Origin of the sequence: Alkalibacterium sp. 20 (assembly GCF_001885615.1) — a bacterium.
GTDB lineage: Bacteria > Bacillota > Bacilli > Lactobacillales > Carnobacteriaceae_A > Alkalibacterium.
Genome location: NZ_LSRN01000001.1, coordinates 248,460 through 273,677 on the forward strand (window position 1 = coordinate 248,460; position 25,218 = coordinate 273,677).

Genomic DNA, 25,218 nt, shown 5'->3' on the forward strand with positions numbered 1-25,218 from the left:
TTTATTCACTCTCCATTTCAATCTGTCCATTATGAACGGTAAAAATTCGCGGATCATGGAGTAATTCTTTTTTTACTCCATCTAAACTTGTCGTTGTTAAGAATGTCTGCACTTTATCCTGAATAGATTTCAGTAAATGTGTCTGGCGATCATCATCCAGTTCGCTCAAAACGTCATCCAATAATAAAACGGGGTACTCTCCCGTCATCTCTTTCATTAGTTCGATTTCTGCCAGTTTCACACTCAAAGCGGTTGTCCGCTGTTGACCTTGTGACCCATACGTTTGAACATTTTTGCCGTTCACATAAAAACGAACATCGTCGCGATGCGGACCAGAAAGCGTTGTTCCTTGTTCATATTCTCTACGTTCATTCTGTTTATACTGCTCAAGTAAATCGGTTATCACTTGTTCTTTCTTTTTTTCCGACGATAAAGTGACGGAAGACGCATACTCAAGGGTCAGCTCTTCCTTGCCCTGTGATATTTCTGAATGAATGGGTCGTGCCCATTTTTCCAATCGTTTAACAAAAGAAAAGCGTCCAGTCAGTACCTCAGCACCTTCTGCCGCTAGTTGTTCGTTAAGTATCGCTACGTATGTTTTGTCCAGCTTACCGTTTTTTCGATTCTGCTTTAGGTAAGCATTCCGTTGTTTAAGTATTTTCTGATATTCTACGAGATGATACAGATAAATGGCACTCATCTGTCCCATTTCCATATCCAGGAATTTTCGTCTGACTGAGGGTGAGCCTTTAACAAGCGCTAAATCTTCTGGGGCAAACAAAATAATGTTCAAATGCCCTATATAGGCACTCAATTTCTTTTGTTCTAAATGATTCAACTTGGCTTTTTTCCCTTTTTTTGACAACACGATTTCAAGTGGATACGTCGTTTTATCCGTTTCCACCTTACCTGTTATTTTAGCGAAATCCTGATCCCAGCCAATGAGCTCTTTATCGTTGGCTGTCCGGTGACTTCTTGCCATGGCTAAAACGTAGATACTTTCCATCATATTCGTTTTACCTTGAGCATTTTCTCCTAAAAAAACATTGATTTTTTCAGAGAATGCTACGTCTGCTGTTTCATAGTTTCGGTACCCTTTTAAAGAAAGTTCTTTTAGAAACATTCCTATTGTCCATCATGGCTTGATTCAATCGTGTATGTCCCAAAATCTTCGATTTTTATGATATCTCCATGACGTAATTTCTTTCCTCGACGGTTTTCAGGTTCACCGTTGACCCATATAGCGGTGTCCAGTAAAAAAGGTTTTGCCATGCCACCACTTGAAATGATATTGGCATGTTTTAAAAATTGTCCTAATGTGATCATCGATTCATCGATTTGAATTATTTCAGACACAGTTATCGGCTCCTTAAAAAGTAAAGACATGGAAACTCTCCACGTTCACTTCATTTATCTTCATATTATACCTCAAATGACCATTTAAAACAACTTTATATGGGGAATTCGGCATTCTAATCGATTTTGTATCATTATAGATAAAAAGTGCTATTAATAGCGAAATGAGCTCAGAGTGGAAATTTTGAATAGATTGGGTGTTTTGGAATGAAAAAAAGGGGGATTACACTTTTTTTTAACAAATTAAAGAAAAAAAGACCCAAAATGGGCCTTTTTCACTGTTTTAAATTCACGAAGAGGTTCTGATCGGTGTAATCAACTGAATAAATTCACCATTGTCTTCACTTGGTACCAATACAAACGGACGGAGCGTGGAAATCAGTTTCATTGTAATTTCAACAGGTCCAAATGTCGTTAAGGCAGCTTTTAAATAATCAGGATTAAATGAAATTTCCATTTGTTCACCATTCAAATCATTGTAAGCCACTTGTTCATTCACCCGGCCAACTTCAGGAGAGTTACCCGTAATTTCAACGCTATTGTTATTTACTGTTAATTTAACCACATTGTTCTTGCCTTCATGTGACAATAAACTGGCTCGTTCAACGGCACCCAGCAAAATGTTTGCGTCTAATCTTAATTGTGTAGATGAATTTTCTGGTATCAGGCGATTAGTATCAGGATAATTACCTTCGAGTAAACGAGAATAGAAATAAGTATCTTCCGTCTTAAATAATATTTGATTTTCAGCTACAGCGACTTCGATCTCATCCAGACTGTCGTCAAGTAAGCGAGTCAATTCTTGTAGACTCTTTCCTGGAATAACTAAATCATGAGAAAGTTCTTCAGTTCCTTCAATAGGAATGACGCGTTGACTTAGACGGTGACTGTCTGTTGCAACAGCTTTAAGTTTGCCGTCACTGATCGTAAAGTGGATCCCAGTTAAAATAGGACGACTTTCATGAGTGGATACTGCAATAACCGTTTGTTTGATAATCTTTTTAAGCAAGTTTACGGGTAAGGTAAAAGCTTTTGTTGTATCTATTTCTGGTAAATGTGGGTAATTAGCCGCATCTAATCCATTGATCACAAATGCAGAAGAAGCGGATGTAATAGATGTTTGTACACCGTCTTTAACTTCTACGGTAAAGGTTTCATCTGGTAATTTATTGACAATATCACTAAAGAAACGCGCAGGCTGCAAGACGATCTGTCCCGTTTCTTCGATAGACAAGCCCGCTTTTTCATCTGAAACACTTATGAGTGTTTCTATAGAGATATCCGAATTACTTCCGGTCATTTTAATTCCTTCAGAATCAGCAATTATTTTTATCCCTGTTAATATTGGGATTGTTGCACGTGATGAAACAGCTAACTGAACATCTTTTAATTTCTTTAAAAAAATTGATCGATTGACAGTGAATTTCATAGTCTTCCTCCATTGATAAATTAGTGACCTAATTCATAGTATATATTAGTATAAATACTTAGTAATAGTAGTAGGTCCTGTGGATACTGTGGAAAACGGAATAATCATTTAAGGATAAAGGTTTTCCACTTGTGTATAAGTTGTGTATAAGGTTGTGAGTAAATCTGTTGTTTATCCACAGCCTTGTTTTATAAACTTTTTTTAATTTCCTTGATTTGATCTCTCAATTCGCCATTTTGTTCTTCATTTAAAATCTTTTTAATTTTCTCATGAGCATGAATGACCGTTGTGTGATCTTTTCCTCCAAATTCTTTTCCAATCTTAGGCAAGGACATACTTGTTAATTCTCTTGATAAATACATAGCTATTTGTCTTGGCATAACAATTTGTCTGACTCTTTTTTTCCCTTTTAAATCAACTAATGAGATTTGATAGTATTTACTTACTTTTTGTTGAATGGAAGCAATCGATACATTTTGTTTGGTATCATTTTTCAGCATACTTTTCAGAGCATCAGCTGCTAAACTTGTGGTGATATCATTGCGTTGAATGGCAGAATAAGCCTGAACTCGAACTAAAGCTCCTTCAAGTTCTCTGATATTGGAGTCGATCTGACCGGCAATATAACTTAATGTGTCATTAGGTATTTCTAACCCTTCTGCATTAGCTTTTTTACGCAAAATAGCAATACGGGTCTCCAGATCCGGAGGGGTGATGTCTACCGATAATCCCCAGGCAAAACGCGAAACAAGGCGTTCCTGCAGTTTAGGAATCTCATTTGGTAAGCGATCACTTGTTAAAACGATTTGTTTTCGGTCATCATACAACGCATTGAACGTATGGAAAAATTCTTCCTGCGTTCCTTCTTTGTCTGCAAAAAATTGAATATCATCAACTAATAACAAGTCTACATTGCGGTAATTTTGTCTGAACTGTTCCTGCGTACGATTTTGTATTGAATTAATAAAATCATTGGCAAAATTTTCGCTGGAAACATACTTTATTCTGGCATTGGGATTGATTTGTAAAAACTGCTGACCGATGGCATGCATCAGGTGAGTTTTGCCTAAACCTACACCACCGTAGAAGAAGAGCGGGTTATAGATCGTTCCCGGTTCTTCAGATACGACTAAGGCAGCAGCATGGGCCATCTGGTTACCTTTACCAATAACAAAAGTATCAAACGTGTATTTACTATTTAAAGTACTCGATTTATATTGTGATGTAAATTGGTCAACCGTATCATTCGTATCCTGTTCCTCATAAGTAGCTTGCTCATCTGCGGTCACAAATAATGGAGAAACTTCTCGGCCTAAAAATTCGTACAGGTATTCAACGACTTTAGTAGAGAGATTATTTTTCCAATATTCTTTATGCAGCGTGGAAGGGACTTCAATCGTGATTGAATTATCAGAGATTCTGACGAGGTTAGCGCTTTGAATCCAAGTATCATAACTAACTTTTGATAGTGTTTCTTTAAATTTATCCTGAAGATAAGTCCATATAGTATATATATCGTCCATTTTTTTCCTCCTCGCCGTAAAGTTACTTTTATTATTTTAGCACGTCTTGATTAAGTTTTCCACAGTTGATTTAAATTGTTGATAAATAGTTCACAGGGTGTAAACAAAGATATACACAGGCTGGGACAAGATGTGTTTAAATTAAATTTACGAGTGATTTTTAACATATTTTGTGGATAAGTATGCACTAATTAACGTTGCTATAATAGGTTTTTTGTTAGTTATGCACAGACAGAAAAGGCCTGTGCATGGTTTTCATTAACACCCTGTGGAACTGTGTATAATATCTGGACAAAGGGGTGGATAAAAAAAGTGAAGGATTGACTTATCTTAACATGTGGATATCTTATTGGGATAACTTTTAGGCGGATCTTAAAAAAAAAAGTGATATTTAAATGAATTGATGGTAAAATAAGCTTGACAAATTATGAAATGTTTTCTAAACTAACATAGTCTGTCTATATAGTGTAAAGTAATAGTCTGTTATTGCTTATAATTAAGTACAGAGGACAAAGGAAAGATTCAGGAGGTGTTCGCCGATGGCACAAGGATTAACTCATCAACCAAAAAAACGTAAACGTCAAAGAGTACATGGATTCAGAAAACGTATGAGTACAAAAAGTGGACGTAATATATTAAGAAACAGACGTCGTAAAGGAAGAAAAAATATTTCTGCTTAATGATGTCAGGCGACGAGAGCTTCTTGCTGGAATAACTGGTGAGGGCACGTTGCCTTTTTTTTATTTAAAATTTGGAATTACTTAGTTAATGTAGAAAGATGGGACGTATATGAAAAAAGCTTATCGCGTAAAATCAGAAGCAGATTTTCAAAAAGTCTTTCATCAGGGGCAATCTATGGCTAACCGTCAATTTGTTATTTATCATCTACCCAAAGAGGGACAAACTCATTTTCGTGTAGGGATATCTGTTGGTAAAAAATTGGGCAATGCACCGAAGAGAAATGCAATTAAACGAAAAATAAGGCACTGCTTCATTGAATTTGATCAGGAAGACAAGATAAAACCTGACTTAGATTTTATTGTTATTGCAAGACAGCCAGTAAGCACGATGGATTTTCATGAAATTAAAAAAAGCCTGCTGCATGTTTTAAATCGATCAAATATGCTTAAAAGTGATAAGTAAGCTTGTCACTTCGTTTAAGTAAATAAACTAGTCTCAAAAAAGAGAGTCAATGATGTTTGAGAAAAGAGGAGAAGTACGTGAATTTTATAAAAAAACGTAAGCGATTGCTTCTAGCAATGGCTATGATTGGTTTAGTAGTCTTTCTGACTGCCTGTGGAACAGAGCCTGTGACATCTGAAAGTACCGGTTTATGGGAAGGCGTTGTTATTTATAACTTTGCCCGAGCAATAATATGGGTATCTGACTTTTTTGGTGGAAATTACGGTATAGGAATCATCATTGTAACTATGATCATTCGAGCAATGCTTATCCCTTTTACGCATTTTCAACAAAAGAACATGCAGGAAATGAGCGAAATAAATCCTCAGCTACAAGAATTGAAAGAAAAATATTCAGCTAAAGATTCAGAAACACAAGAAAAATTAAAAGAAGCGCAACAACGTCTGTATAGCGAAGCCGGTGTCAACCCGTACATGGGCTGTTTACCCTTGCTGGTACAAATGCCTGTTTTTATTGCCCTGTATCAAGCTGTTAACCGTACCGATATTTTAGCAACGGGAGATTTCTTGTGGGTCAACTTAGGCCAACCCGATCCATATTTCATTTTACCGATTCTTGCCGGTATATTTACCTTAGGACATTCTGTTATGATGAGTATGGGAAAACCGCAAGCAGGCAATAAGGTGATGACTTACATGATGCCTTTATTCATTGTCTTCATTACAGTACGCTTATCGAGCGCTCTAGCTCTTTATTTTGCTGTTTCAAATGGATTTTCTGTCATTCAAACGCTTCTTTTCCAAAATCCATTTAAACTGATAAAAGAGCGCAAAGCAAAAGAAGACCAAGAAAGAGAAGCTGAACTTCAACGTAGACGCGCAATGAAGAGAGCTCAAAAATACGGTAGAAACGTAAAAAAATAGAATTTATCTGACTTAGACCTATTTATTTGGTAAAATAGTAAAGAATAGAATTTCGACTGGAGGATAGTAGTCATGAATGATAAATATACAGCACAAGCGTCAACGACTAAGGCAGCCATCGAAAAAGGCTTAAAGGCTTTAGGTATTGACAGAGAAGATGCCACAATTGAAGTTAAACAGGAAGCCAAGAAAGGCTTTTTAGGAATCGGACAGAAAGATGCTACCGTAGTTATTAAAAAGACGAACACAAAAAATGTCGTCGAAGAACTGTTATCTAAAGAAGTGATGTTGGGAGAAGAAAAAACGTCTACCATCAAGCCTTCTAAAAAAACACCAGCAAAAGAAGAAGTGACAGAAAAACCAGTTGCTGAAGATCCAAAGGATTCAAGCGAAGTGGTTAAAGAAACAGAAGAGACCGAAAAAACGGATGAGACTGAAGAAGTCAAAGCTTCTCAACCTCGCGAGCAAAGAGAAGTTATCTTTAATGAACAAGACGAAGCAGCCATTAATAAGGTTTCTGAGTATTTAGAAACTATTGCTTTGAAAATGGGTGTGGATGACGTTTCTATTGACGTGAAACGTGACCATAACCGCGTGAAATTCTCTATCGATACAGAAGATGCCGGCTTGATCATCGGTCGTCATGGTAAAGTTTTAAATAGTTTACAGACCTTGGCTCAAATTCAATTGCACCAGGAAGCGGATAATAAACTGTACGCAAAAGTGGATGCAGAGAACTACCGGGATCGTCGTAAGCAGACGGTGGAACAGTTGGCGACACGCACGGCCGAAAAAGTGAAACGTACCAAGCGTCCGGTCATTTTAGAGCCTATGCCTGCACACGAACGCAAACAAATTCACCGTTATTTGAATCAATTTACAGGGGTTCAGACCCATTCAGAAGGAAAAGATCCGCATCGTTACTTGGTGGTTGAACCTTCTAAAGAAGAAGAATTTAAACTGTAAAGACGATGCAATCATAATTAAAAAGCTCTCTAGAGGCGGTATTTCGTCTCTGGAGAGCTTTTTTTATATATCATAGTATGTTTAGTTGACCCGTTCACCGTAAACCAGGAGACGCTTGTAATTCATGGGATATTACAGACCTATCACACAGTATGTTATGGTCTTATCAAGCGCTTGCATTTTCAAGGGACCGCCTTGATTTTTTTTTGAAAAAAAAAAAGACCTTAATTTTAAATAATAAAAAGGTAGAATAAGCTCAGCGATATTATAGTGCTTTGAATACATGAAAAAGGCCTCTGAATGGAAAAATGAATTTTTCCAGTAATCAAAGGCGTGGGTCTTTTTCATTCAATTGGGAGGTAAGTATTGTGGGATCAATAGAATCCAGTTGTGCTGTATGTGGGTAATTTGTTTTTATTTTTTTTCACCTCTTTAATCGTTACAGCATTCATAAGGTAAGTCATAAAGATTATTAATCTTTACTGATAGGAGATAGAACATTTAATATTTTGTTATTATGAATATTCTACTACTAATTTTCATTTAGCACAAATATGAGAACTTCTCTCATAAATGAGAGGATTTACTCTTGTTTGGAAATTCATGGATATTTTTGTGAAAAACTAGTAATTTATTATCAATTAGAGGCTTTTTATATAGCTTACTATTGATAAGTATGTCCTAAAATGTAATTGTGACAGAAATGTGAATATTTTGCAAATTATTTTGTTGTGGCATTTCTTTGAACCCGTTATAATTGAAAATGAGTAATTAAGACTAAAGTAACCCTATGAAAAAGTTTAATAAATGAGGACTGATGAGATGGATATGAAAAGCGTGATAGAGTTAGTCAATACAAACAGGGGAAACGGTAGGAAAGAAAGCCTGAATCGCATGCATAGTTTGCTGGATAAAATAGGTAATCCCGAAAAAGCGTTATCGTTTGTTCATATTGCCGGAACAAATGGAAAGGGATCGACTGCTTCATTTATATCCGAAATTTTGGTACAGGCAAATATAAAAACGGGTGTATTCACTTCGCCTCATCTTGAAAGAATCAATGAACGGATTCGGGTCGATGGAGCGCTTATAACGGATGAAGACTTTATCAAAACAACCGAACAAGTAGCTGCAATCGTGGATGAGGTTGAACAAGAATGTGGTGAACACCTTTATTCCTTTGAGATTTTAACAGCTGTGGCACTGCTGTATTTCTATCAGCAAGAGTGTGATCTAGTGGTTCTGGAAGCGGGGATAGGCGGCAGACTTGATGCGACCAACACGATTCCCACTCCAGAAGTGGCGGTTGTGACCTCGATCGGCATGGATCACATGCGCTTACTCGGCGATACGCTAGAAAAAATAGCCAGTGAAAAGGCTGGCATCATCAAAGAACATGGCGATGTGGTTTTACCTCATTTTTCGCCTTCTATAGATGAAGTTTTTAAAGAAGTGGCTGAAAACAAAAAAGCTCTTATTCATAGCGTGCTGGAAAAAGATGTTAAAGAGTTGAGCGTAACGGAAGACGGAAGCACCTTCTCTTATAAACAATTCGCGACTTTAAAAGTCAAAATGGTAGGAAAACATCAAGTGAATAATGCGCTATTAGCCATTGAGGCGGCGCTCATACTGAAAAATAAAGGGTATAAAATTACTGATAAAAATATCAGTCAAGGTATTGAAGCGACGTATTGGCCCGGACGGATGGAAAAGATTCAGGCTAACCCGATTATCTTCATTGATGGGGCACATAATCCTGAAGGCGTAAAGGTATTGAGAGAATCGATTGAAACGCTTTTTCCTAATAAAAGACTGACTATCATTGTAGGAATGATGAAGGACAAAGATTATATGCATATGATAGATGAAATTCTTCCTTTTACAAAAAAAGTCTATACGGTATCACCGGATCCTTACCGTGGCTTTCCTGCGAGAGTCGTGGCTAAACAGTTGCAAGAAAAAGGGATAGAGGCAGATCCGTTTGATTCAACTAAAGAAGTGGTTGAATTTCTCAAAGAACAGAAAAAGAGTAATGAGATATTTATTGTTTTCGGTTCACTTTATTTAATAGGAGACATAAAAAAACAGTGGTAAACATGAAACGCTTCTTACTCATTTTGAGTAGGAAGCGTTTTTGTTATTAATCAAAGAGTAAACAATGATAAAATAGGTTAATAGAAGTTTTTATGAAAGAAATGAGAGAGGAGAGATAAATAAAAACGCTTGCACTTTTTTTTCGGTTACAGTATAGTAAGAGCAACATAACTTGTATATACAAGTTAAACAAAGGAGGAAATATTTGTGGCAGATTTTAAGAAAGATGCGCAGGAGCTACTGGATGCGATTGGCGGTAAAGAAAATGTCAATGCGGTAACTCATTGTGCAACACGTATGCGTTTTGTGTTAGCTGACCCTGAAGCAGCAGATAAGGAAAGAATCGAAGAGATTCCATCTGTAAAAGGGACCTTTACACAAGCTGGACAATTCCAGGTTATCGTCGGTAACAGAGTGGCAGATTTTTATAACGAGTTCTCAGCTATATCAGGACTTGAAGGCGTCTCCAAAGATGACGTGAAGAGCGCGGGCAAACAAAATATGAACAGCCTACAGCGTATTATGGCAGCTTTGGCAGAGATTTTCACACCATTAATTCCAGCTATTATTATCGGTGGTTTGATTTTAGGTTTCAGAAACGTTTTAGAGGCAGTGCAATTCGGTTTTCTGGATGGTCAGACAATTGTGGAAGTATCTCAATTCTGGAGTGGCGTAAATGGCTTCCTATGGCTTCCCGGTGAAGCGATTTTCCACTTCCTGCCAGTTGGTATCGCATGGAGTGTAACCCGTAAAATGGGGACCACACAAATTCTCGGTATCGTACTTGGTATCACATTGGTTTCTCCTCAGCTGATGAATGCGTATGGTGTCACAGAAATTCTGGCAGGTGACGTAAATCAGTGGGACTTCGGTTTCTTCCAACTGGATATGATCGGGTACCAGGCACAAGTTATTCCAGCCATGTTAGCCGGCTTCCTGCTCGTTTATCTGGAAAAAGGGCTTCGTAAAATCGTACCCGAATCCATATCAATGATTTTTGTTCCTTTATTCGCATTGGTTCCAACCATCTTTGTGGCTCATGCAATCATTGGACCGATCGGTTGGCAGCTGGGTGCATGGTTATCTATGGTCGTTCAATGGGGACTGACTGGTTCATTTAACTGGGTCTTCGGGTTCGTATTCGGTGGATTATATGCGCCACTTGTTGTAACAGGACTTCACCACATGACTAACGCTGTAGACCTGCAATTGGTAGCTGACTTCGATCAGACCATTTTATGGCCAATGATCGCATTATCCAACATTGCTCAAGGATCAGCTGTATTAGGTATCATCTTGCTGCACCGTGGGAATGAGAAAGAACAGCAAATCTCTATTCCAGCGATGATTTCAGCTTATCTTGGCGTCACAGAACCCGCACTCTTTGGTATCAATATCAAATATGTGTACCCATTAGTTGCAGGTATGATCGGTTCAGCATTTGCTGGAATGACATCGGTAGCCTTTAATGTAGCCTCATTCAATATCGGTGTTGGTGGACTGCCGGGTATCTTATCAATCATCCCTGAATACTGGGTAGGCTTCTTGATAGCTATGACAATTGCAATCGTTGTTCCTGTCGCACTGGTATTCTTGTTTGAGAAAAAAGGCATCATGACTAAATGGGAAAATGATCACTTACCAATTCCTAAATTAGGTAACTAAGAAAAACAGACTAAATAATTAAAGACAATGGTTAAGGAGGAAGGATACATCCAAAAGAGGGGCTTGATTCTAGTAAGTATACTGGGACATGCACGCTTGGAGGATCTATCCTTTTTCTTTTAGACGAAAAGAAGGGATGGTAACAATGGGAAATCTTCATGATAAAGTGATTTATCAAGCTTATCCTAAATCATTTAAAGACACGGACGGTAACGGCATCGGAGATTTAAACGGTGTGATTGAAAAATTACCCTATTTAGAAGAGTTAGGGATAGACATGTTATGGTTGAATCCTTTTTACAAATCGCCGCAAAATGATAATGGCTATGACATTGCTGATTATGTATCGATCGATCCATTATTTGGATCCTGGGAAGATTTTGATCGGCTCGTTGAAGAAGCCGGCAAGCACAGTATCGATTTGATGCTGGATATGGTGTTGAATCACACCTCGACCGATCACGATTGGTTCCAGAAAGCTCTAGCGGGAGACAAAAAGTATCAGGATTTCTATATTTTAAGAGACGCACAATCAGATGGCAGTCTGCCAACGAACTGGGAATCGAAGTTCGGTGGACCGGCGTGGTCTAAATTTGGAGATACCGATAAATACTATCTGCATTTATATGACGTGACTCAAGCAGATTTAAACTGGCGGAATCCAAAAGTACGCGAAGAACTTTATAACGTGGTCAATTTCTGGCTCGAAAAAGGCGTCAAAGGCTTCCGGTTCGATGTCATCAATGTCATCGGGAAAGCAGAAGAAATGGAAGATGCAAAAGATGGTGTCGGGAAAGCTCATTACACAGACACACCTATCGTCCATGAGTACATCAAAGAACTGAATAAAGAGACCTTTGGACAGTATGAGGATATTGTCACTGTTGGCGAGATGAGTTCAACCACGGTAGAAAACGGCATCCAGTATTCTCATCCGGACACTGACGAATTATCGATGATCTTCAGTTTTCATCACTTAAAGGTCGATTATAAAGACGGAGAAAAATGGACGAAGGCACCGTTTGATTTTATTGAATTGAAACGTATTTTAGATGAATGGCAGGCAGGCATGGCTGAAGGTGGCGGTTGGAATGCGTTGTTCTGGAACAACCACGACCAGCCGAGAGCGGTTAATCGCTTTGGCGATGTGAAAAATCATCCCATTGAAACAGCCACCATGTTAGCGCAGACCATTCATCTACTCAGAGGAACACCTTATATATATCAAGGTGAAGAAATAGGCATGAAAAATCCTGACTACTCTGAACTTGATGAGTATGTGGATATCGAAACCCATAATGCCTATAGAGAGTTGAAAGAAAAAGGCTTATCTGAAAAAGAGGCACTCGAAATCATCAAAGAAAAATCACGGGATAATTCACGGATACCGATGCAGTGGAATGAATCCAAGCATGCAGGCTTTACTGAAGGGACGCCTTGGTTGAAAGTTCCGGAAAATCATAAAACGATCAATACAGAAAATGAGGCACACAGTGGGAAGATTCGTTCTTACTATAAAGAGCTCATTCGTTTACGAAAAGAAATGCCTATTATACAAGAAGGATCTTATGAAGCACTGGAATTAGAACACCCAAGTATTTTTGCTTACATTAGAGAATATGAAGGCGAGAAATTGCTTGTCTTGAATCACTTCTATGCAAAAGAAGACAGCATCACCCTTCCTGACGAATTGGTTGATAGCGAAAGCAACTATGTGATAGGTAACAGCGGCAAGCGAACACTGGAGAAAACATTTGAAATGGGACCCTATGAAACGGTGGCCTTTTTGATCAAATGACGAACACCAAAAAAGGATGGAAGATTAGCCTAGGCTAACCTTCCATCCTTTTTTGGTTCAACTATAATCCATCGGTGGACGGCGACGGGCAAATTCCACAAAACGAAACTTGTCTAACCGGTGTCTGGATTCTGTGTACTGGAACAGGGTCGTGTCTTCGAGATGCACTTCACTCCGCGTTACGACAACGTGTGTATCACCATGCAGCGTCATATACTCGCGGTCTTCTTGTGTAGCGGGTTCGACTACGAACTCTTTTCGGGCATACCCGATAATGAGACCCATTTCTTTTTCAATAAAGTTATAAAGTGATTTTTTTGCTTCGTTATCAGGAAGGACAGGAATAACAGAGGTTAATAAATAGTCTTTATCCAGGATAACTGTTTCTCCGTCAACCTTTCGAGCCCGAATCAATGCGTGCACTTCGGTTTCTTTGGACACTTTAAGAAAAGTTGCGATCTGTTCCGGGATCGTTTCTTTCTGATTTTTTATTAAAAGGGTTTCACTGTTAATGTTTTGAGAATCCTGTAATTCCTTGTAACTGGTCAGCCCTGAAATAGGAAAATTAAACCGTTTAATATCAAGGACAATAGATCCTTTCCCCTGTTTCTTTTGGATATAACCGCTCTCGAGCAGTAAGGTCAGGGCTTTTCGAATTGTTTCACGGGAAACATTGTATTTTTTTGACAATTTATTTTCACTCGGAAGCAATCCTCCAGCTTTATATTGTTGATTAAGAATATCGGATTCAATATCCAAAAAAATGTCTTGAAATCTACTCATTTTATTCAGTCCTTTAACACGTTCTCTTACTGTCGTAACTTATATTCTAATAGAAAAGAAACAGGAACTCAACATACTTATATACCTTTTATAGAATAGTTGTGTAATCAGTGAATAAAAAATGTAATTCAACGCAGAAGAGTCAAGTGTTTTTAACATGGCAGTTTATTTAGTATCTGATTTGTTGAAAGTATCTGAGTGTTGATTTATACTGTACATAGATAAAACTCTATATTAGAAGCGGACAACGATATGTTTATGTGATAAAGTGAAGTAGTTATCCAACAACCGATGAAATTGCTGAGTGGTTGGAAGCACCATTACAATCAGACGATACAAAACGAGTGTCAACAAATTAAAAAGGATGGATGTAAAATGAATTTCCAAGAGTATGCAAAAGTAGCAAAAGCTATCGCTGATCCGAAAAGAGTCAAAATATTGGATTTGTTATCTTGCGGCGAAATGTGTGCGTGTGATATTTTAGAGCATTTCGACTTCACACAACCGACACTTTCCCATCACATCAAAGTGCTATCAGAAGCAGGACTGGTTGTCTCAGAGAAAATAGGGACGTGGCATCATTACACTATCAATCAAGAAGTGGCGCAAGAATATATCGAAGAGACGGTTCATTTACTGACTCATTCAGATAATTGCAGTTGTAAGAGTAATTCAGTTTGTCGACAAGATAAATCGGCTTCGACAACAGTATAAACAAGCAAAAGGACTAACTTGGGCATCATTACCCATACGCTAGTCCTTTTTGATTTAGTTTAACGAATAATGAGTCGTTGTCCAATACTAATGAGGCTAGGGTTCGAGATGTTATTGTCTGCAACAATACGCGCAACGGTTGTATTGTATCTGAGGGCGATGGCATACAACGTGTCACCGGCTTTAACGGTATAGGTTATCGTAGTTGAAGGAGGTGGAGGAGTAGTAGTCCCGCCACTACCAGGAAGTATCAACACTTGTCCGACACGGATAAGGCTCGTATTGGTTATGTTGTTGAGTTGTGCAAGTCTTGAAACCGTTGTGTTGTAACGTAGAGCAATGGAATATAAGGTGTCCCCAGCTTTAACAGTATAGGTGTTTGTGCTTGAAGGCAGGTTAAGGAGCTGGTTGATCGTAACGAAGCGGTAACCTAAACTTTTCAATCGCGAAATCATGGTTGGGAGGGCTGCTGGTGTTCCTGAAGCCCCTGCGCCAGTGTGCATCAAGACGATCGCTCCAGGCGTTATTCTGTTCATCACACGGGCAACGATATCGCCGGATGAATTGCCTGTCCAGTCGATGGTATCGATGGTCCACATGATCGAATAAGGGTATCCGGCATCACCGACACGTTGGAGTACAGTCGAGTTGTAGGCACCATAAGGCGGTCTGAAAATAGGTTTAGTGGTTTTACCGGTTAGTTGTTTGATCGTATCTTCTGTTCGTTTTAGTTGACTTTGCGTTTCAGTTAGAGAGATTTGAGTGAAGTAAGGATGAGAGTAAGAATGGTTACCCAGTTGATGTCCTTGATTGGCGATATTACGGATAGATTGAGGATGGTTGTTTGCCCCTGATCCCGTTAGGAAGAAAGTGGCTTTCACGTTATGATTGGATAGAGTTTGAAGGATATTATTGATGTTAGTTCCATCAGAGCCGTCATCAAAAGTGAGTGCGACAACTTTTTCGGTCGTGTTACCTTTGGTGATGGTTTGAGCGGGAGCGGCTGCGACTGTTGAGAATGTAAGAATTGAAGAGAGAACAAGTAAAAAGGTTATCATAATTCCTACACTTCTACTTATTAATTTTCTTCTATTTTTTGTGTTCATTTTTCTCACCCCTTTCATACAATAGAAGATCATATTGACTATGTATGCGTGAAAAAAGGATTTAATTAACAAATATTGAATGAAATTACACTCTGATTGTTTATTAAATTATACCATAAAAAAAGTTGAGGTCACTTTCTGACACTCAACTTCGATGGTTTTTTTGTTTTAATTGTTTGGTATAACAGACGACCCGATTCACTTCTTTGAAACCGATAGACTCATGAAAATCAGTACTTTTCTCGTTCACTAGTTCAACATCACTAGCGAACTCAGTGGCATCCATAAATCGTGACCAATCTTCGCATACCTCAACGAGTTGTTTACCAATGCCTTGTTTTCTATACGCTTCTCTGACGTAAATACATTCCAAATAACCTACAGGAGTAGAAACGGTGCCTTCTACATAATCGTAGCGCAACTGAACATGTGCAAATCCGATGATTTCTTGAATCTCTTCGCATATGAATAACTCTGAGGTGCTATCTCGGTGAAAATGATTCATTTCCTTTTTTAAGGCGTTGATATTTTCTTCGGGCCACAGTAAATGAGCCAGCTGCGTGATTTTTTCAATATGAGTATCATTTGCTTTTTTTATCTTGTGCATCATCGTTCCTCCCAAGACCAGTTAAATACGTTTGTTATTTTATATTCTATCATATTAGGCGAAAGAACGCTTTCAATTCTTTCCAGATAGAAAAATATAGTATTATGACACCTTGATACTTGTAATAAATTGTTCACACAAAACTTATTATTAATAAGTAAAAAAGTTGACAATTCAGGCCATTACTTATATCATTTAACATGTCGAAACAAATAGAATAATTCATTTACGTTTTTAAATAAGGTAAAGTAGTGAAAGTGCTTTCCGCTCAATGTAGTAGTCTATACTAAATTGGAGTGGACCAGGCACTTTTTTTTGTGAATAAAATTAAAATTTATGCATGTTTTGCGAAATAAGAAATAAATAGGAGGAACTATGAATGGCTATAGAATTTGATACGATTGCTGCAATCTCTACGCCACCAGGTGAAGGTGGTATTGGGATCATTCGCATCAGTGGTGATGAAGCGCTGGAAATTGCTGACCGTGTTTATCAGTCAGGTAGGAAACGATTGAATGACCAGAAAACCCATACGATTCATTACGGTCACATAGTGAATCCTAAAACAAACGAACAGATCGATGAAGTCATGGTGACTATCATGCGTGCACCGAAAACGTATACTAGAGAAGACGTCATAGAAATCAACACACACGGCGGGATCGTTTCTGTCAACAAGGTACTGCAAACGGTCCTGCATAACGGGGCCCGTTTAGCTGAACCGGGTGAATTTACCAAACGTGCTTTTTTGAATGGACGGATCGATTTATCTCAAGCCGAAGCGGTCATGGATGTTATTCGCGCAAAAACAGATAAAGCGATGCATATGGCAGTGTCACAACTTGATGGAAATTTAAGCCGTTTGATTAGCAGTTTGCGTCAGGAAATTTTGATGACACTGGTTCAAGTAGAAGTCAATATTGACTACCCAGAATACGATGACGTTGAAGAAGTGACTTCAAGACTCTTGGTTGAAAAAGCCAAAGAAGTCAAAGCTCAAGTTAAAGCCTTGCTTGAAACAGCGGGCCAAGGAAAAATACTTCGCGAAGGATTAGCTACGGCAATTATTGGTCGCCCGAACGTTGGGAAATCGAGTTTGTTAAATGTTTTACTCAAAGAAGAAAAAGCGATCGTTACTGAAGTGGCCGGGACGACACGAGACACGATCGAAGAGTACGTGAGCGTCAAAGGCGTACCATTAAGACTGATCGATACGGCGGGGATTCGCGAGACAGAAGACATTGTAGAGCGCATCGGTGTGGAACGCAGTCGTAAAGCTTTAACAGATGCCGAGCTGATCCTGCTTGTCTTTGATCAGAGCGAATCACTGACCCAAGAAGACAAGTTATTGTTAGAAGCCACTGAAGAGCATCATCGACTTATTATTTTAAACAAAATGGATTTAGAAAATCAGTTGGACTTAGACAAACTAAAAACATATGTTGAGCCAGGCAGTATCGTTCAAACGTCTGTTATTACACAAGCGGGATTGAATGAGCTGGAAACTAAAATTGCGGCACTGTTTTTTGCCGGCAACACAGGCGAAAAAGATGCGACATACGTGTCAAACGTCAGACATATTGCCTTACTCAATGAAACCATCGATGCATTTAACGATGTGATCGAAGGTATCGAGATAGACATGCCGGTCGATTTAGTTCAGATTGATATGACCCGAGCATGGGAACTGCTTGGCGAAATCACAGGGGACAGTGTTCAAGATGAACTCATTACCCAGCTATTCAGCCAGTTCTGCCTCGGGAAATAAGAAAAGCGGAGTCAGGCTTGTTCCGCTAGACAATAAGAAAAGCAGAACAAGCCCGATATTGAACTATAAAACTTAAAACAAAACTAAAAAAACGAATTATAATTAGAAAGGAAAGAATCTATGCAAACTTATGAAGCAGGTTATTATGATGTGATTGTTGTAGGAGCTGGTCATGCCGGTTCGGAAGCAGCTCTGGCTTCAGCCCGAATGGGTGCCGAAACCTTATTAATGACGATCAACTTAGACATGATCGCCCATATGCCGTGTAATCCATCACTTGGTGGACCCGCCAAAGGTATCGTGGTCAGAGAAATCGATGCTTTAGGCGGCGAAATGGGCCGAAACATCGATAAAACATATATTCAAATGCGTATGTTGAACACAGCTAAAGGACCCGCTGTACGCGCATTGCGTGCCCAAGCGGATAAACATATGTACTCGATCGAAATGAAAAAAACGATTGAACGGACGAAACATTTAGACTTGAAACAAGGCATCGTGGATGAACTCATCGTTGAAGACAATCAAATTCAAGGAATAGTCACCAATGCGGGAGCTATTTACAGAGCAAAAGCGGTCATCTTAACTGCCGGCACGTCTTCACGTGGACAAATCATCATTGGAGAACTAAAATACTCTTCGGGTCCTAACAACACTCAACCCAGTATTAAACTGTCAGAAAGTTTATTGAAACATGGTTTCGAACTCGACCGTTTCAAAACGGGAACACCTCCTCGCGTGCACAAAGAATCGATCGATTACTCTGTGACCGAAGAACAACCAGGTGATAAAGAGCCGCATCATTTCAGTTTTGAAACGTCAGATGATGATTATCTCGATGAACAAATCTCATGCTGGTTAACCTACACAAGTAACATTTCTCATGATATTATTCGTGAAAACCTGCACCGGGCCCCAATGTTTACAGGAATCGTTGAAGGAGTCGGGGCACGCTATTGCCCGTCTATCGAAGACAAAGTCGTCCGCTTCAGTGACAAACCGAGACACCAATTGTTCCTGGAACCGGAAGGTGCAAACACCGACGAAGTTTACGTGCAAGGGTTATCGTCTTCTTTACCGGAAGATGTCCAACTAAATGTTTTACGTTCCATTGAAGGCTTGGAAAATGCTCAAATGATGAGAACGGGTTACGCCATCGAATATGATGTAGTTAAACCGTATCAATTACGTCCATCGCTGGAAACCAAGCTCGTCAGTGGTTTGTTTACAGCCGGACAAATGAACGGCACATCCGGTTATGAAGAAGCCGGGGGTCAGGGGCTTATGGCCGGAATCAATGCAGCGAGTTTAGTAAAAGGCCAAGAACCGCTTGTCTTGAAACGTAACGAAGCCTATATCGGCGTCATGATCGATGACTTAGTGACGAAAGGAACGAATGAACCGTATCGTTTATTAACGTCACGTGCGGAGTATCGTCTACTTTTACGTCACGATAATGCCGATTTCCGTGTAACAGAAAAAGGGTATGATCTTGGCCTGATTTCTCAAGAGCGTTTTGAATTGTTCTTGACCAAGAAAGACCTCGTTGAAAAAGAACTGGAACGACTAAAAACGATTCGTTTGAAACCAAGTGATGTCAAAGAATATTTGGATTCAAAAGGTGAGCCGCAACTTAGAGATGGGACCCTTGTATATGATTTCCTGAGACGACCATATGTAAAATATGAAGATATCATTCCTTTTGCACCTTTGGAAAAAGCATTACCCAAAGATGTGAAAGAACAGGTAGAAATTCATATTCAATACGAAGGGTACATCGATAAAGCAATCCGTAAAGCTGATAAAATCAAGCGAATGGAAAACAAACGCATCCCTGAGGGTATCGATTATTCTGTGATCAACGGCATTGCGACCGAAGCCAGAGAAAAAATGGCTAAAATCCAACCTGAAACGATTGCTCAGGCAAGTCGTATCAGTGGCGTTAATCCGTCAGATATCTCGATCTTGATGATTTACGTTGAACAAGGCGATATTCAAAAAGTGAGCAAAACTTAAATATGATTAGGAAAAGGCTGGATATCCAGCCTTTTTTTATACCTTTGAAGTAAAACCTTGAATAAATTGGAAAATGGTCGAAAAAGACGATTGGGCTCGTTTTTTTAAAATTACTAACTGCTATTTTTTCAGGTTTTTGGACAGGTTCGGTAAGTTAGATTTCTTTTTACCTATCTAACTACCGAATAGTGGTAGGTTCGGTAAGTAGCGCAACTCTTTTCTCCTCAATGTGTCGAAGTACCAACAGGTTCGGTTATTAGAAATATCAAAAGCCTCCCCAATTACCGAATGGAGGCTTGTTCGGTAATTAGGAGAGTAAGTATTTTTTCAAAGTGTCGAAGTTGGACCAAGTTCGGTCATTAGTCTATCAGGTGAAGCGGTAACTTACCGAATATGCCCTTATTCGGTAAGTTGGAGCCACGCATAAAAAGCTACTTACCGAACTTGCCGGCAAACCGATTTTCACAAAGGAGCACGCTCATCTTGCGCCGAGTGTGCTCCTTTGTACTCTACAATGATGAAACTGATAACCGTCAGTTTCGTCTTCTAAGTCACGAATCAGCATGACTGAAAAAGTAACGCGTTTGCGCAATCCTGATCTGCGCTTTGTTTCACAGTAGCTCAAGTCACTTTTAGATGAAGTGATTAGATTGGTCGTTAATTTCTTTATATTTTGGTAAACTAGAGATAAATCTATGCTTAGTGAGGAAGATACTATGGAGCAGCTAAATAATTTTTTCGATTTTTTGCGAAACAATGAAATCAGTTTCTGGCTGGGTGCAATCGTTGGCTTTATTCTTATATTTGTTATTCGCGCCAGCTTACATTCAGTTCTTAAAAAAGTTATCAATCAAATAAAAACACGTTTATTTCTTGAGACGATCGTGAACTGGTTCACTGTATTCGTTCTAGTCATTTATTTTTTCACCTATTTTTCTGAAACATCATTCATTTACCAGACGTTATTTGTATTTGGGAACACCGATATCACCATTTTTCTTATTATAGCCGTCCTATTTGCGATTATTTTGGCTGTTAAATTTTCAAAAGCCATTCGTGAATACATACTGCCTACTGTTTATGATAAGTACGGATTGGATCGAGGCTTGCGCGCCTCGATGAATACCTTCTCCCATTATCTGATTATAACGATGGCTGTTCTGATCTCTCTTTCATCTATCGGCTTTAACCTGACCAGTTTGACGGTCTTTGCCAGTGTTCTGGGTGTTGGGATCGGGTTCGGTTTACAAAATGTCATGTCTAATTTCATATCGGGTATAATTATTTTGTTTGAACGTCCGATCAGAGTAGGAGACCGCGTCATTATCGATGATACGATCGCTGATGTTGAGGAAATAAAAATACGCGCGACAGTTGTACGCACGCGTGTGAATGAACGCATGATCATTCCTAATTCCTATTTTTTAGAAGAAAAATTTGTTAACCGTTCTTATACGGACACACGGTTGCGTATACCGGTTGAAGTAGGGGTTTCATATGGCAGCGATGTTGAGTTAGTTCAACGCTTATTGCATGAAGCGGTGTACGAATTGAGAGAAGAATCGTGGCCCAACATACTTGAAAGTCCTACACCGCGTGTTTTTTTTGAAGGGTTTGGAGAATCTGCTTTGAAATTCACGGTCTGGTTCTGGATCGACTCTCAAAGCGACGAGAGAGAATTTATCATCCCGAGCGATTTGAGGTTTAAACTGTTCAAAAAATTTGCTGAGAATAATATTGAAATACCCTTTCCACAACGTGATATTCATGTTATTTCAAATAAAAAATAATTGAATAAAAAATAGTACCGGCGAGTAGATCCTACTCGCCGGTACTATTTTTTTTGAAACAATCTCATCTGCTCTGAGAGAGTAAGTGATGTCAAAACAAGTTAATAGATGTTGTTATCAAGTGTATTATGGGTATTTAATTCAGTGATTTTACCTGTTTCAAGATAAACGATCCATTCACACAAGTTCGTAACATAATCGCCGATGCGTTCGATGTTTCCAGCCACTAAAATGTAATTCGTGGCACCAAGGACTATTTCAGGATCTAGTTTCATCTCATTTATCGTTCTTATGTGTAATTCGAAAGCGATCTGATCGATTTCATCATCTTTTAAGGCTATCCTTTTAGCTTCTTCTACATCCATGTAGATGAATGCTTTTAAAGCCCGTTCAACCATTTTCTTGACCTTTTCAGCCATTATAGCTAACTCGTTTTCAATATCCAGATTCCTCTTATTGCCTTTGACACGAATCGTTGCCTTCGCGATATTAACGGCATGATCTCCCATACGCTCTAAATCGGCACAAGCTTTCATAATAGTAATGATTCGACGCAGATTGCTTGTTACAGGCTGTTGTAAGGCGATGAGCTCGATAGACTTCGTCTCGATTTTTACTTGTTGTTCATTGATAAGGGGGTCATTCTCTACGATTTTTTCAGCGATACCTTTATCGTGGGCCGTAAACCCTTTAACGGATAGATAGATTGATTCAGATACCATTAATCCCATTTGGTAAAATTGTGAATGCAGATTACTTAACTCTTCTTCGAATGCTCTTCTCATTAAATTAGTCACCTCTTAATTTTATTTTTCGATATGTGAATTTCATTTTATTATAGATGGAACAGATGGTTTATCCAAACTTACCTGAAATGTAATCATCTGTTCGTTTGTCATCCGGTTTACTGTACATTTTTTCTGTTGGACCAAACTCAATAATTTCTCCATTTAAAAAGAAGGCTGTTTTATCTGATATTCGAGCAGCTTGCTGCATGTTATGTGTGACGATGATGATGCTATAATCTTTCTTAAGTTCATGAATCAAGTCTTCTATTTTAGCAGTTGATAACGGATCGAGTGCTGATGTCGGTTCATCCATCAATATGACTTCCGGTTCTACAGCTAAAGCTCGTGCGATACATAGACGTTGCTGTTGACCCCCAGAAAGCCCAAAAGCATTCTCACTTAATCTGTCTTTTACTTCTTCCCATAAAGCGGCACCTTTTAAACCTCTTTCAACCACTTCATCTAAGGTTTTCTTATCTTTGATCCCGTGGATACGGGGTCCGTAAGCAACATTATCATAGATTGATTTAGGGAAAGGATTCGGTTTTTGAAAAACCATACCAACCTCTGTACGTAAAGCTTCCACTTTAGCGTTGGATTTAAAAATATCTTCATTATTATAGTGAATGGAGCCTTTCATCTTTACAGTAGGAACGAGCTCTACCATGCGGTTCAGTGTTTTAATGAATGTTGATTTGCCACAACCAGAGGGTCCAATTATTGCGACCACTTGTTTTTCGGGTATTTCTATTGAGATATCTTTTAATGCCTGCGTATTCCCGTACCACAAGTTGAAATTTTTAACGGAATAGACAGACTGAACAGTTTCTTCTTTATTCATGATTTTCCTCCTACATTAATAACGTTTCGAGTATTTATTACGAATGACAATAGCCAGTGAATTCATCAAAATTAAAATGATGAGTAAGACAATACTTCCAGCTGCGGCTACTGCCTGGAATTCTGCTTGGGGTCTGCTTGCCCAGCTGAAAATTTGAATAGGTAGAATAGTAAAGCTATCCAGGATGGAAGTTGGCGTATACGCAATGAAGGTCATCGCACCGATCATCAATAGGGAGGCTGTTTCTCCGACACCTCGGGATAATGAAAGAATCGCTCCCGTCAATATTCCGGGTGTGGCTGCTGGAAGGACAACGGTCCGAATGATTTGCCATTTGGTTGCGCCCATAGCATATGCTGCTTCATATTGTTCTTGCGGAATAGACCGTATGGCTTCTTTTGAAGCGACTACGATGACGGGTAAAATAAGAAGCGACATGGTCAAACCACCGGCTAAAATACTTCTGCCCATTCCGAGTAATCGAACAAAGACTGTGAGACCAAGTAAACCAAACACAACAGAAGGAACGCCAGCTAAGTTGGCTAAATTCAGTTCGATAAAACGGGTAAATTTATTTTTTGGTGCATATTCTTCTAGATAGATGGACGTCCCAACACCTAGTATGAGTGAAACAGGTATCGTTATGGACATGACCCAGATAGTTCCAAGGAGTGCAGCTTTGATTCCTGCATCTTCAGGTCTTCTTGAGGCATAATTAGTCAAAAAATCTATATTCAAGTAGCCGATTCCTTGTGAAAAAATTCTAATAATCAGGGTAGCCAGTACGACCATTCCAAATAGGGTGGCCAAGAAGAAAATCCCTTGAGCCAGTTTGTTTTTTGTAATTCTTCTTGATATTTGCTTTTCATCAGGTACAACAACTTTGTTTTTCATTAGTAGACCTCCCTATATTTTCGGGAAATGTGATTGGCAAATAGATTCATGATCAAAGTGAAGAGGAATAGAGTCATTCCTACTGCATAGATACTGTAATAAATAGTCGAGCCAAACGTCGCATCCCCCAGGCTGACTTGAACAATATAAGCTGTCATCGTCTGAATCGATTCGGTGGGGGTGAAACCTAAGTTTGGTGTCGAGCCTGCTGCAGTCGCTACGATCATTGTTTCACCGATCGCACGTGATAAGCCCAAAACAAGAGAAGAGATGATCCCACTAAGTGAACCGGGAATGACGATTTTCAAAGCAACTTCTAAACGCGTTGCGCCTAATGCCAGAGCGCCATCTCGCATGGACTGAGGAACAGCATTCATCGCTTCTTGAGATAATGAAGCGACTTGAGGAATGATCATGATTCCTACAACTATTCCTGGGCTTAAGGCATTAAAAATAGGTAAACTAGGCATAAATGTTTGCAGCAAAGGTGTAACAAACGTTAATGCGAACAAACCATAAACGACCGTCGGAACACCGGCTAATACTTCTAAAATGGGTTTCAATACTTTACGTCTTCGATCGCTGGCGTATTCACTCAAATAAATGGCTGCAGCTAAACCAAAAGGTACAGCAACTGCCATTGCGATCGCGGCAATTGTAAATGTGCCGGAAAGCAGTGGCAAAATACCATAGCTAGGGTTATTCGCAAAAAAAGGATACCATTCTGTGCCCGTTATAAAATCAATAAAAGGAACCTGCGAAAAAAAGTAGATTGTTTCTCTAAATAGGGTGAAAATGATTCCTGCTGTAACTAAAATGGAAAGAGAAGCCATGAGTAAAAATAGCATCGGCATGATCGTTTCAATTTTATTTTGGTAGGACTGTTTAGATTGATTTTGCTGAATCCTGTCACGTATCGTTGATTTCATGATTGAACACTCCTTAAACATAGGCAAAATGTCCAACGAGATATTCACGATGGACACTTTGCTATATAATCTTTCAAATAAATGT

The 25,218-nt window shown here is 39.0% G+C and carries 22 protein-coding genes; 11 read left to right on the forward strand and 11 right to left on the reverse strand.

Going from position 1 to position 25,218, the window contains the following annotated elements; genetic code table 11:
- Position 1 precedes the first annotated feature (1 nt).
- The 4 genes from recF to dnaA all read right to left on the reverse strand — a co-directional run bounded on the left by recF (position 2) and on the right by dnaA (position 4,308).
- On the reverse strand, positions 2-1,123 hold the full coding sequence (gene recF, locus AX762_RS01245) for a DNA replication/repair protein RecF (RefSeq protein WP_071847345.1): 1,122 nt from the start codon (positions 1,121-1,123) through the stop codon (positions 2-4).
- A gap of 2 nt (positions 1,124-1,125) precedes the next feature.
- Positions 1,126-1,386, reverse strand: a complete 261-nt coding sequence (gene yaaA / locus AX762_RS01250; protein WP_083432727.1) for a S4 domain-containing protein YaaA — start codon at positions 1,384-1,386, stop codon at positions 1,126-1,128.
- Between the two features lie 259 nt (positions 1,387-1,645).
- Positions 1,646-2,785 carry a DNA polymerase III subunit beta gene (gene dnaN / locus AX762_RS01255; RefSeq protein ID WP_071847346.1) on the reverse strand — a complete coding sequence of 380 codons (1,140 nt, stop codon included), beginning with the start codon at positions 2,783-2,785 and terminating at the stop codon, positions 1,646-1,648.
- Positions 2,786-2,973: 188 nt separating this feature from the next.
- Positions 2,974-4,308: a chromosomal replication initiator protein DnaA gene (dnaA, locus tag AX762_RS01260; RefSeq protein WP_071847347.1), complete on the reverse strand. Its 1,335-nt coding sequence runs from the start codon at positions 4,306-4,308 to the stop codon at positions 2,974-2,976.
- 539 nt (positions 4,309-4,847) lie between these two features.
- Between dnaA and rpmH the strand changes: the two genes are divergently transcribed.
- From rpmH to treC, 7 genes are all read left to right on the forward strand, one after another.
- Positions 4,848-4,988 (forward strand): 50S ribosomal protein L34, encoded by a 141-nt coding sequence (gene rpmH, locus AX762_RS01265; protein ID WP_071847348.1) that lies wholly within the window; start codon positions 4,848-4,850, stop codon positions 4,986-4,988.
- Between the two features lie 109 nt (positions 4,989-5,097).
- Positions 5,098-5,451: a ribonuclease P protein component gene (gene rnpA / locus AX762_RS01270; protein ID WP_071847349.1), complete on the forward strand. Its 354-nt coding sequence runs from the start codon at positions 5,098-5,100 to the stop codon at positions 5,449-5,451.
- A gap of 77 nt (positions 5,452-5,528) precedes the next feature.
- Positions 5,529-6,374 carry a YidC/Oxa1 family membrane protein insertase gene (locus tag AX762_RS01275; protein WP_371261617.1) on the forward strand — a complete coding sequence of 282 codons (846 nt, stop codon included), beginning with the start codon at positions 5,529-5,531 and terminating at the stop codon, positions 6,372-6,374.
- A gap of 72 nt (positions 6,375-6,446) precedes the next feature.
- Positions 6,447-7,340: an RNA-binding cell elongation regulator Jag/EloR gene (gene jag, locus AX762_RS01280; RefSeq protein ID WP_071847350.1), complete on the forward strand. Its 894-nt coding sequence runs from the start codon at positions 6,447-6,449 to the stop codon at positions 7,338-7,340.
- An 822-nt stretch (positions 7,341-8,162) separates the two neighbouring features.
- Positions 8,163-9,434 carry a folylpolyglutamate synthase/dihydrofolate synthase family protein gene (locus tag AX762_RS01285; protein WP_071847351.1) on the forward strand — a complete coding sequence of 424 codons (1,272 nt, stop codon included), beginning with the start codon at positions 8,163-8,165 and terminating at the stop codon, positions 9,432-9,434.
- Positions 9,435-9,641: 207 nt separating this feature from the next.
- A complete protein-coding gene (treP, locus tag AX762_RS01290) occupies positions 9,642-11,099 on the forward strand; it encodes a PTS system trehalose-specific EIIBC component (protein WP_071847352.1) in 1,458 nt (485 codons plus the stop codon).
- 145 nt (positions 11,100-11,244) lie between these two features.
- Positions 11,245-12,897, forward strand: a complete 1,653-nt coding sequence (treC, locus tag AX762_RS01295; RefSeq protein ID WP_071847353.1) for an alpha,alpha-phosphotrehalase — start codon at positions 11,245-11,247, stop codon at positions 12,895-12,897.
- A gap of 57 nt (positions 12,898-12,954) precedes the next feature.
- On the opposite strand, the gene treR is transcribed toward treC, so the two are convergent.
- Complete coding sequence (gene treR, locus AX762_RS01300) at positions 12,955-13,680, reverse strand: trehalose operon repressor (RefSeq protein WP_071847354.1); 726 nt, start codon at positions 13,678-13,680, stop codon at positions 12,955-12,957.
- Positions 13,681-14,055: 375 nt separating this feature from the next.
- Between treR and AX762_RS01305 the strand changes: the two genes are divergently transcribed.
- Positions 14,056-14,394 (forward strand): helix-turn-helix transcriptional regulator, encoded by a 339-nt coding sequence (locus AX762_RS01305; protein WP_071847355.1) that lies wholly within the window; start codon positions 14,056-14,058, stop codon positions 14,392-14,394.
- 59 nt (positions 14,395-14,453) lie between these two features.
- Here the strand turns inward: AX762_RS01305 and AX762_RS01310 are convergent, their stop codons facing one another.
- Both AX762_RS01310 and aac(6') read right to left on the reverse strand, forming a co-directional pair.
- Positions 14,454-15,500 (reverse strand): polysaccharide deacetylase family protein, encoded by a 1,047-nt coding sequence (locus AX762_RS01310; protein ID WP_071847356.1) that lies wholly within the window; start codon positions 15,498-15,500, stop codon positions 14,454-14,456.
- 145 nt (positions 15,501-15,645) lie between these two features.
- Positions 15,646-16,110 carry an aminoglycoside 6'-N-acetyltransferase gene (aac(6'), locus tag AX762_RS01315; protein WP_083432729.1) on the reverse strand — a complete coding sequence of 155 codons (465 nt, stop codon included), beginning with the start codon at positions 16,108-16,110 and terminating at the stop codon, positions 15,646-15,648.
- A gap of 376 nt (positions 16,111-16,486) precedes the next feature.
- On the opposite strand from aac(6'), the gene mnmE reads away from it, so the two are divergent.
- From mnmE to AX762_RS01330, 3 genes are all read left to right on the forward strand, one after another.
- On the forward strand, positions 16,487-17,875 hold the full coding sequence (mnmE, locus tag AX762_RS01320) for a tRNA uridine-5-carboxymethylaminomethyl(34) synthesis GTPase MnmE (protein WP_071847358.1): 1,389 nt from the start codon (positions 16,487-16,489) through the stop codon (positions 17,873-17,875).
- 120 nt (positions 17,876-17,995) lie between these two features.
- Complete coding sequence (gene mnmG, locus AX762_RS01325; protein WP_071847359.1) at positions 17,996-19,891, forward strand: tRNA uridine-5-carboxymethylaminomethyl(34) synthesis enzyme MnmG; 1,896 nt, start codon at positions 17,996-17,998, stop codon at positions 19,889-19,891.
- Positions 19,892-20,607: 716 nt separating this feature from the next.
- Entirely contained in the window at positions 20,608-21,681 is a 1,074-nt protein-coding gene (locus AX762_RS01330; protein WP_071847360.1) for a mechanosensitive ion channel family protein, read from the forward strand.
- Between the two features lie 101 nt (positions 21,682-21,782).
- On the opposite strand, the gene phoU is transcribed toward AX762_RS01330, so the two are convergent.
- From phoU to pstC, 4 genes are all read right to left on the reverse strand, one after another.
- Positions 21,783-22,466 carry a phosphate signaling complex protein PhoU gene (gene phoU / locus AX762_RS01335; RefSeq protein WP_071847361.1) on the reverse strand — a complete coding sequence of 228 codons (684 nt, stop codon included), beginning with the start codon at positions 22,464-22,466 and terminating at the stop codon, positions 21,783-21,785.
- A gap of 70 nt (positions 22,467-22,536) precedes the next feature.
- A complete protein-coding gene (pstB, locus tag AX762_RS12490; RefSeq protein WP_143139246.1) occupies positions 22,537-23,310 on the reverse strand; it encodes a phosphate ABC transporter ATP-binding protein PstB in 774 nt (257 codons plus the stop codon).
- A gap of 15 nt (positions 23,311-23,325) precedes the next feature.
- The gene (gene pstA / locus AX762_RS12495) at positions 23,326-24,204 is read right to left on the reverse strand and encodes a phosphate ABC transporter permease PstA (RefSeq protein WP_143139247.1); all 879 of its coding nucleotides are present in this window, start codon (positions 24,202-24,204) and stop codon (positions 23,326-23,328) included.
- Entirely contained in the window at positions 24,204-25,133 is a 930-nt protein-coding gene (gene pstC, locus AX762_RS01345; RefSeq protein WP_083432731.1) for a phosphate ABC transporter permease subunit PstC, read from the reverse strand. The genes pstA and pstC overlap by 1 nt, the downstream gene beginning before the upstream one ends.
- Positions 25,134-25,218 lie beyond the last annotated feature (85 nt).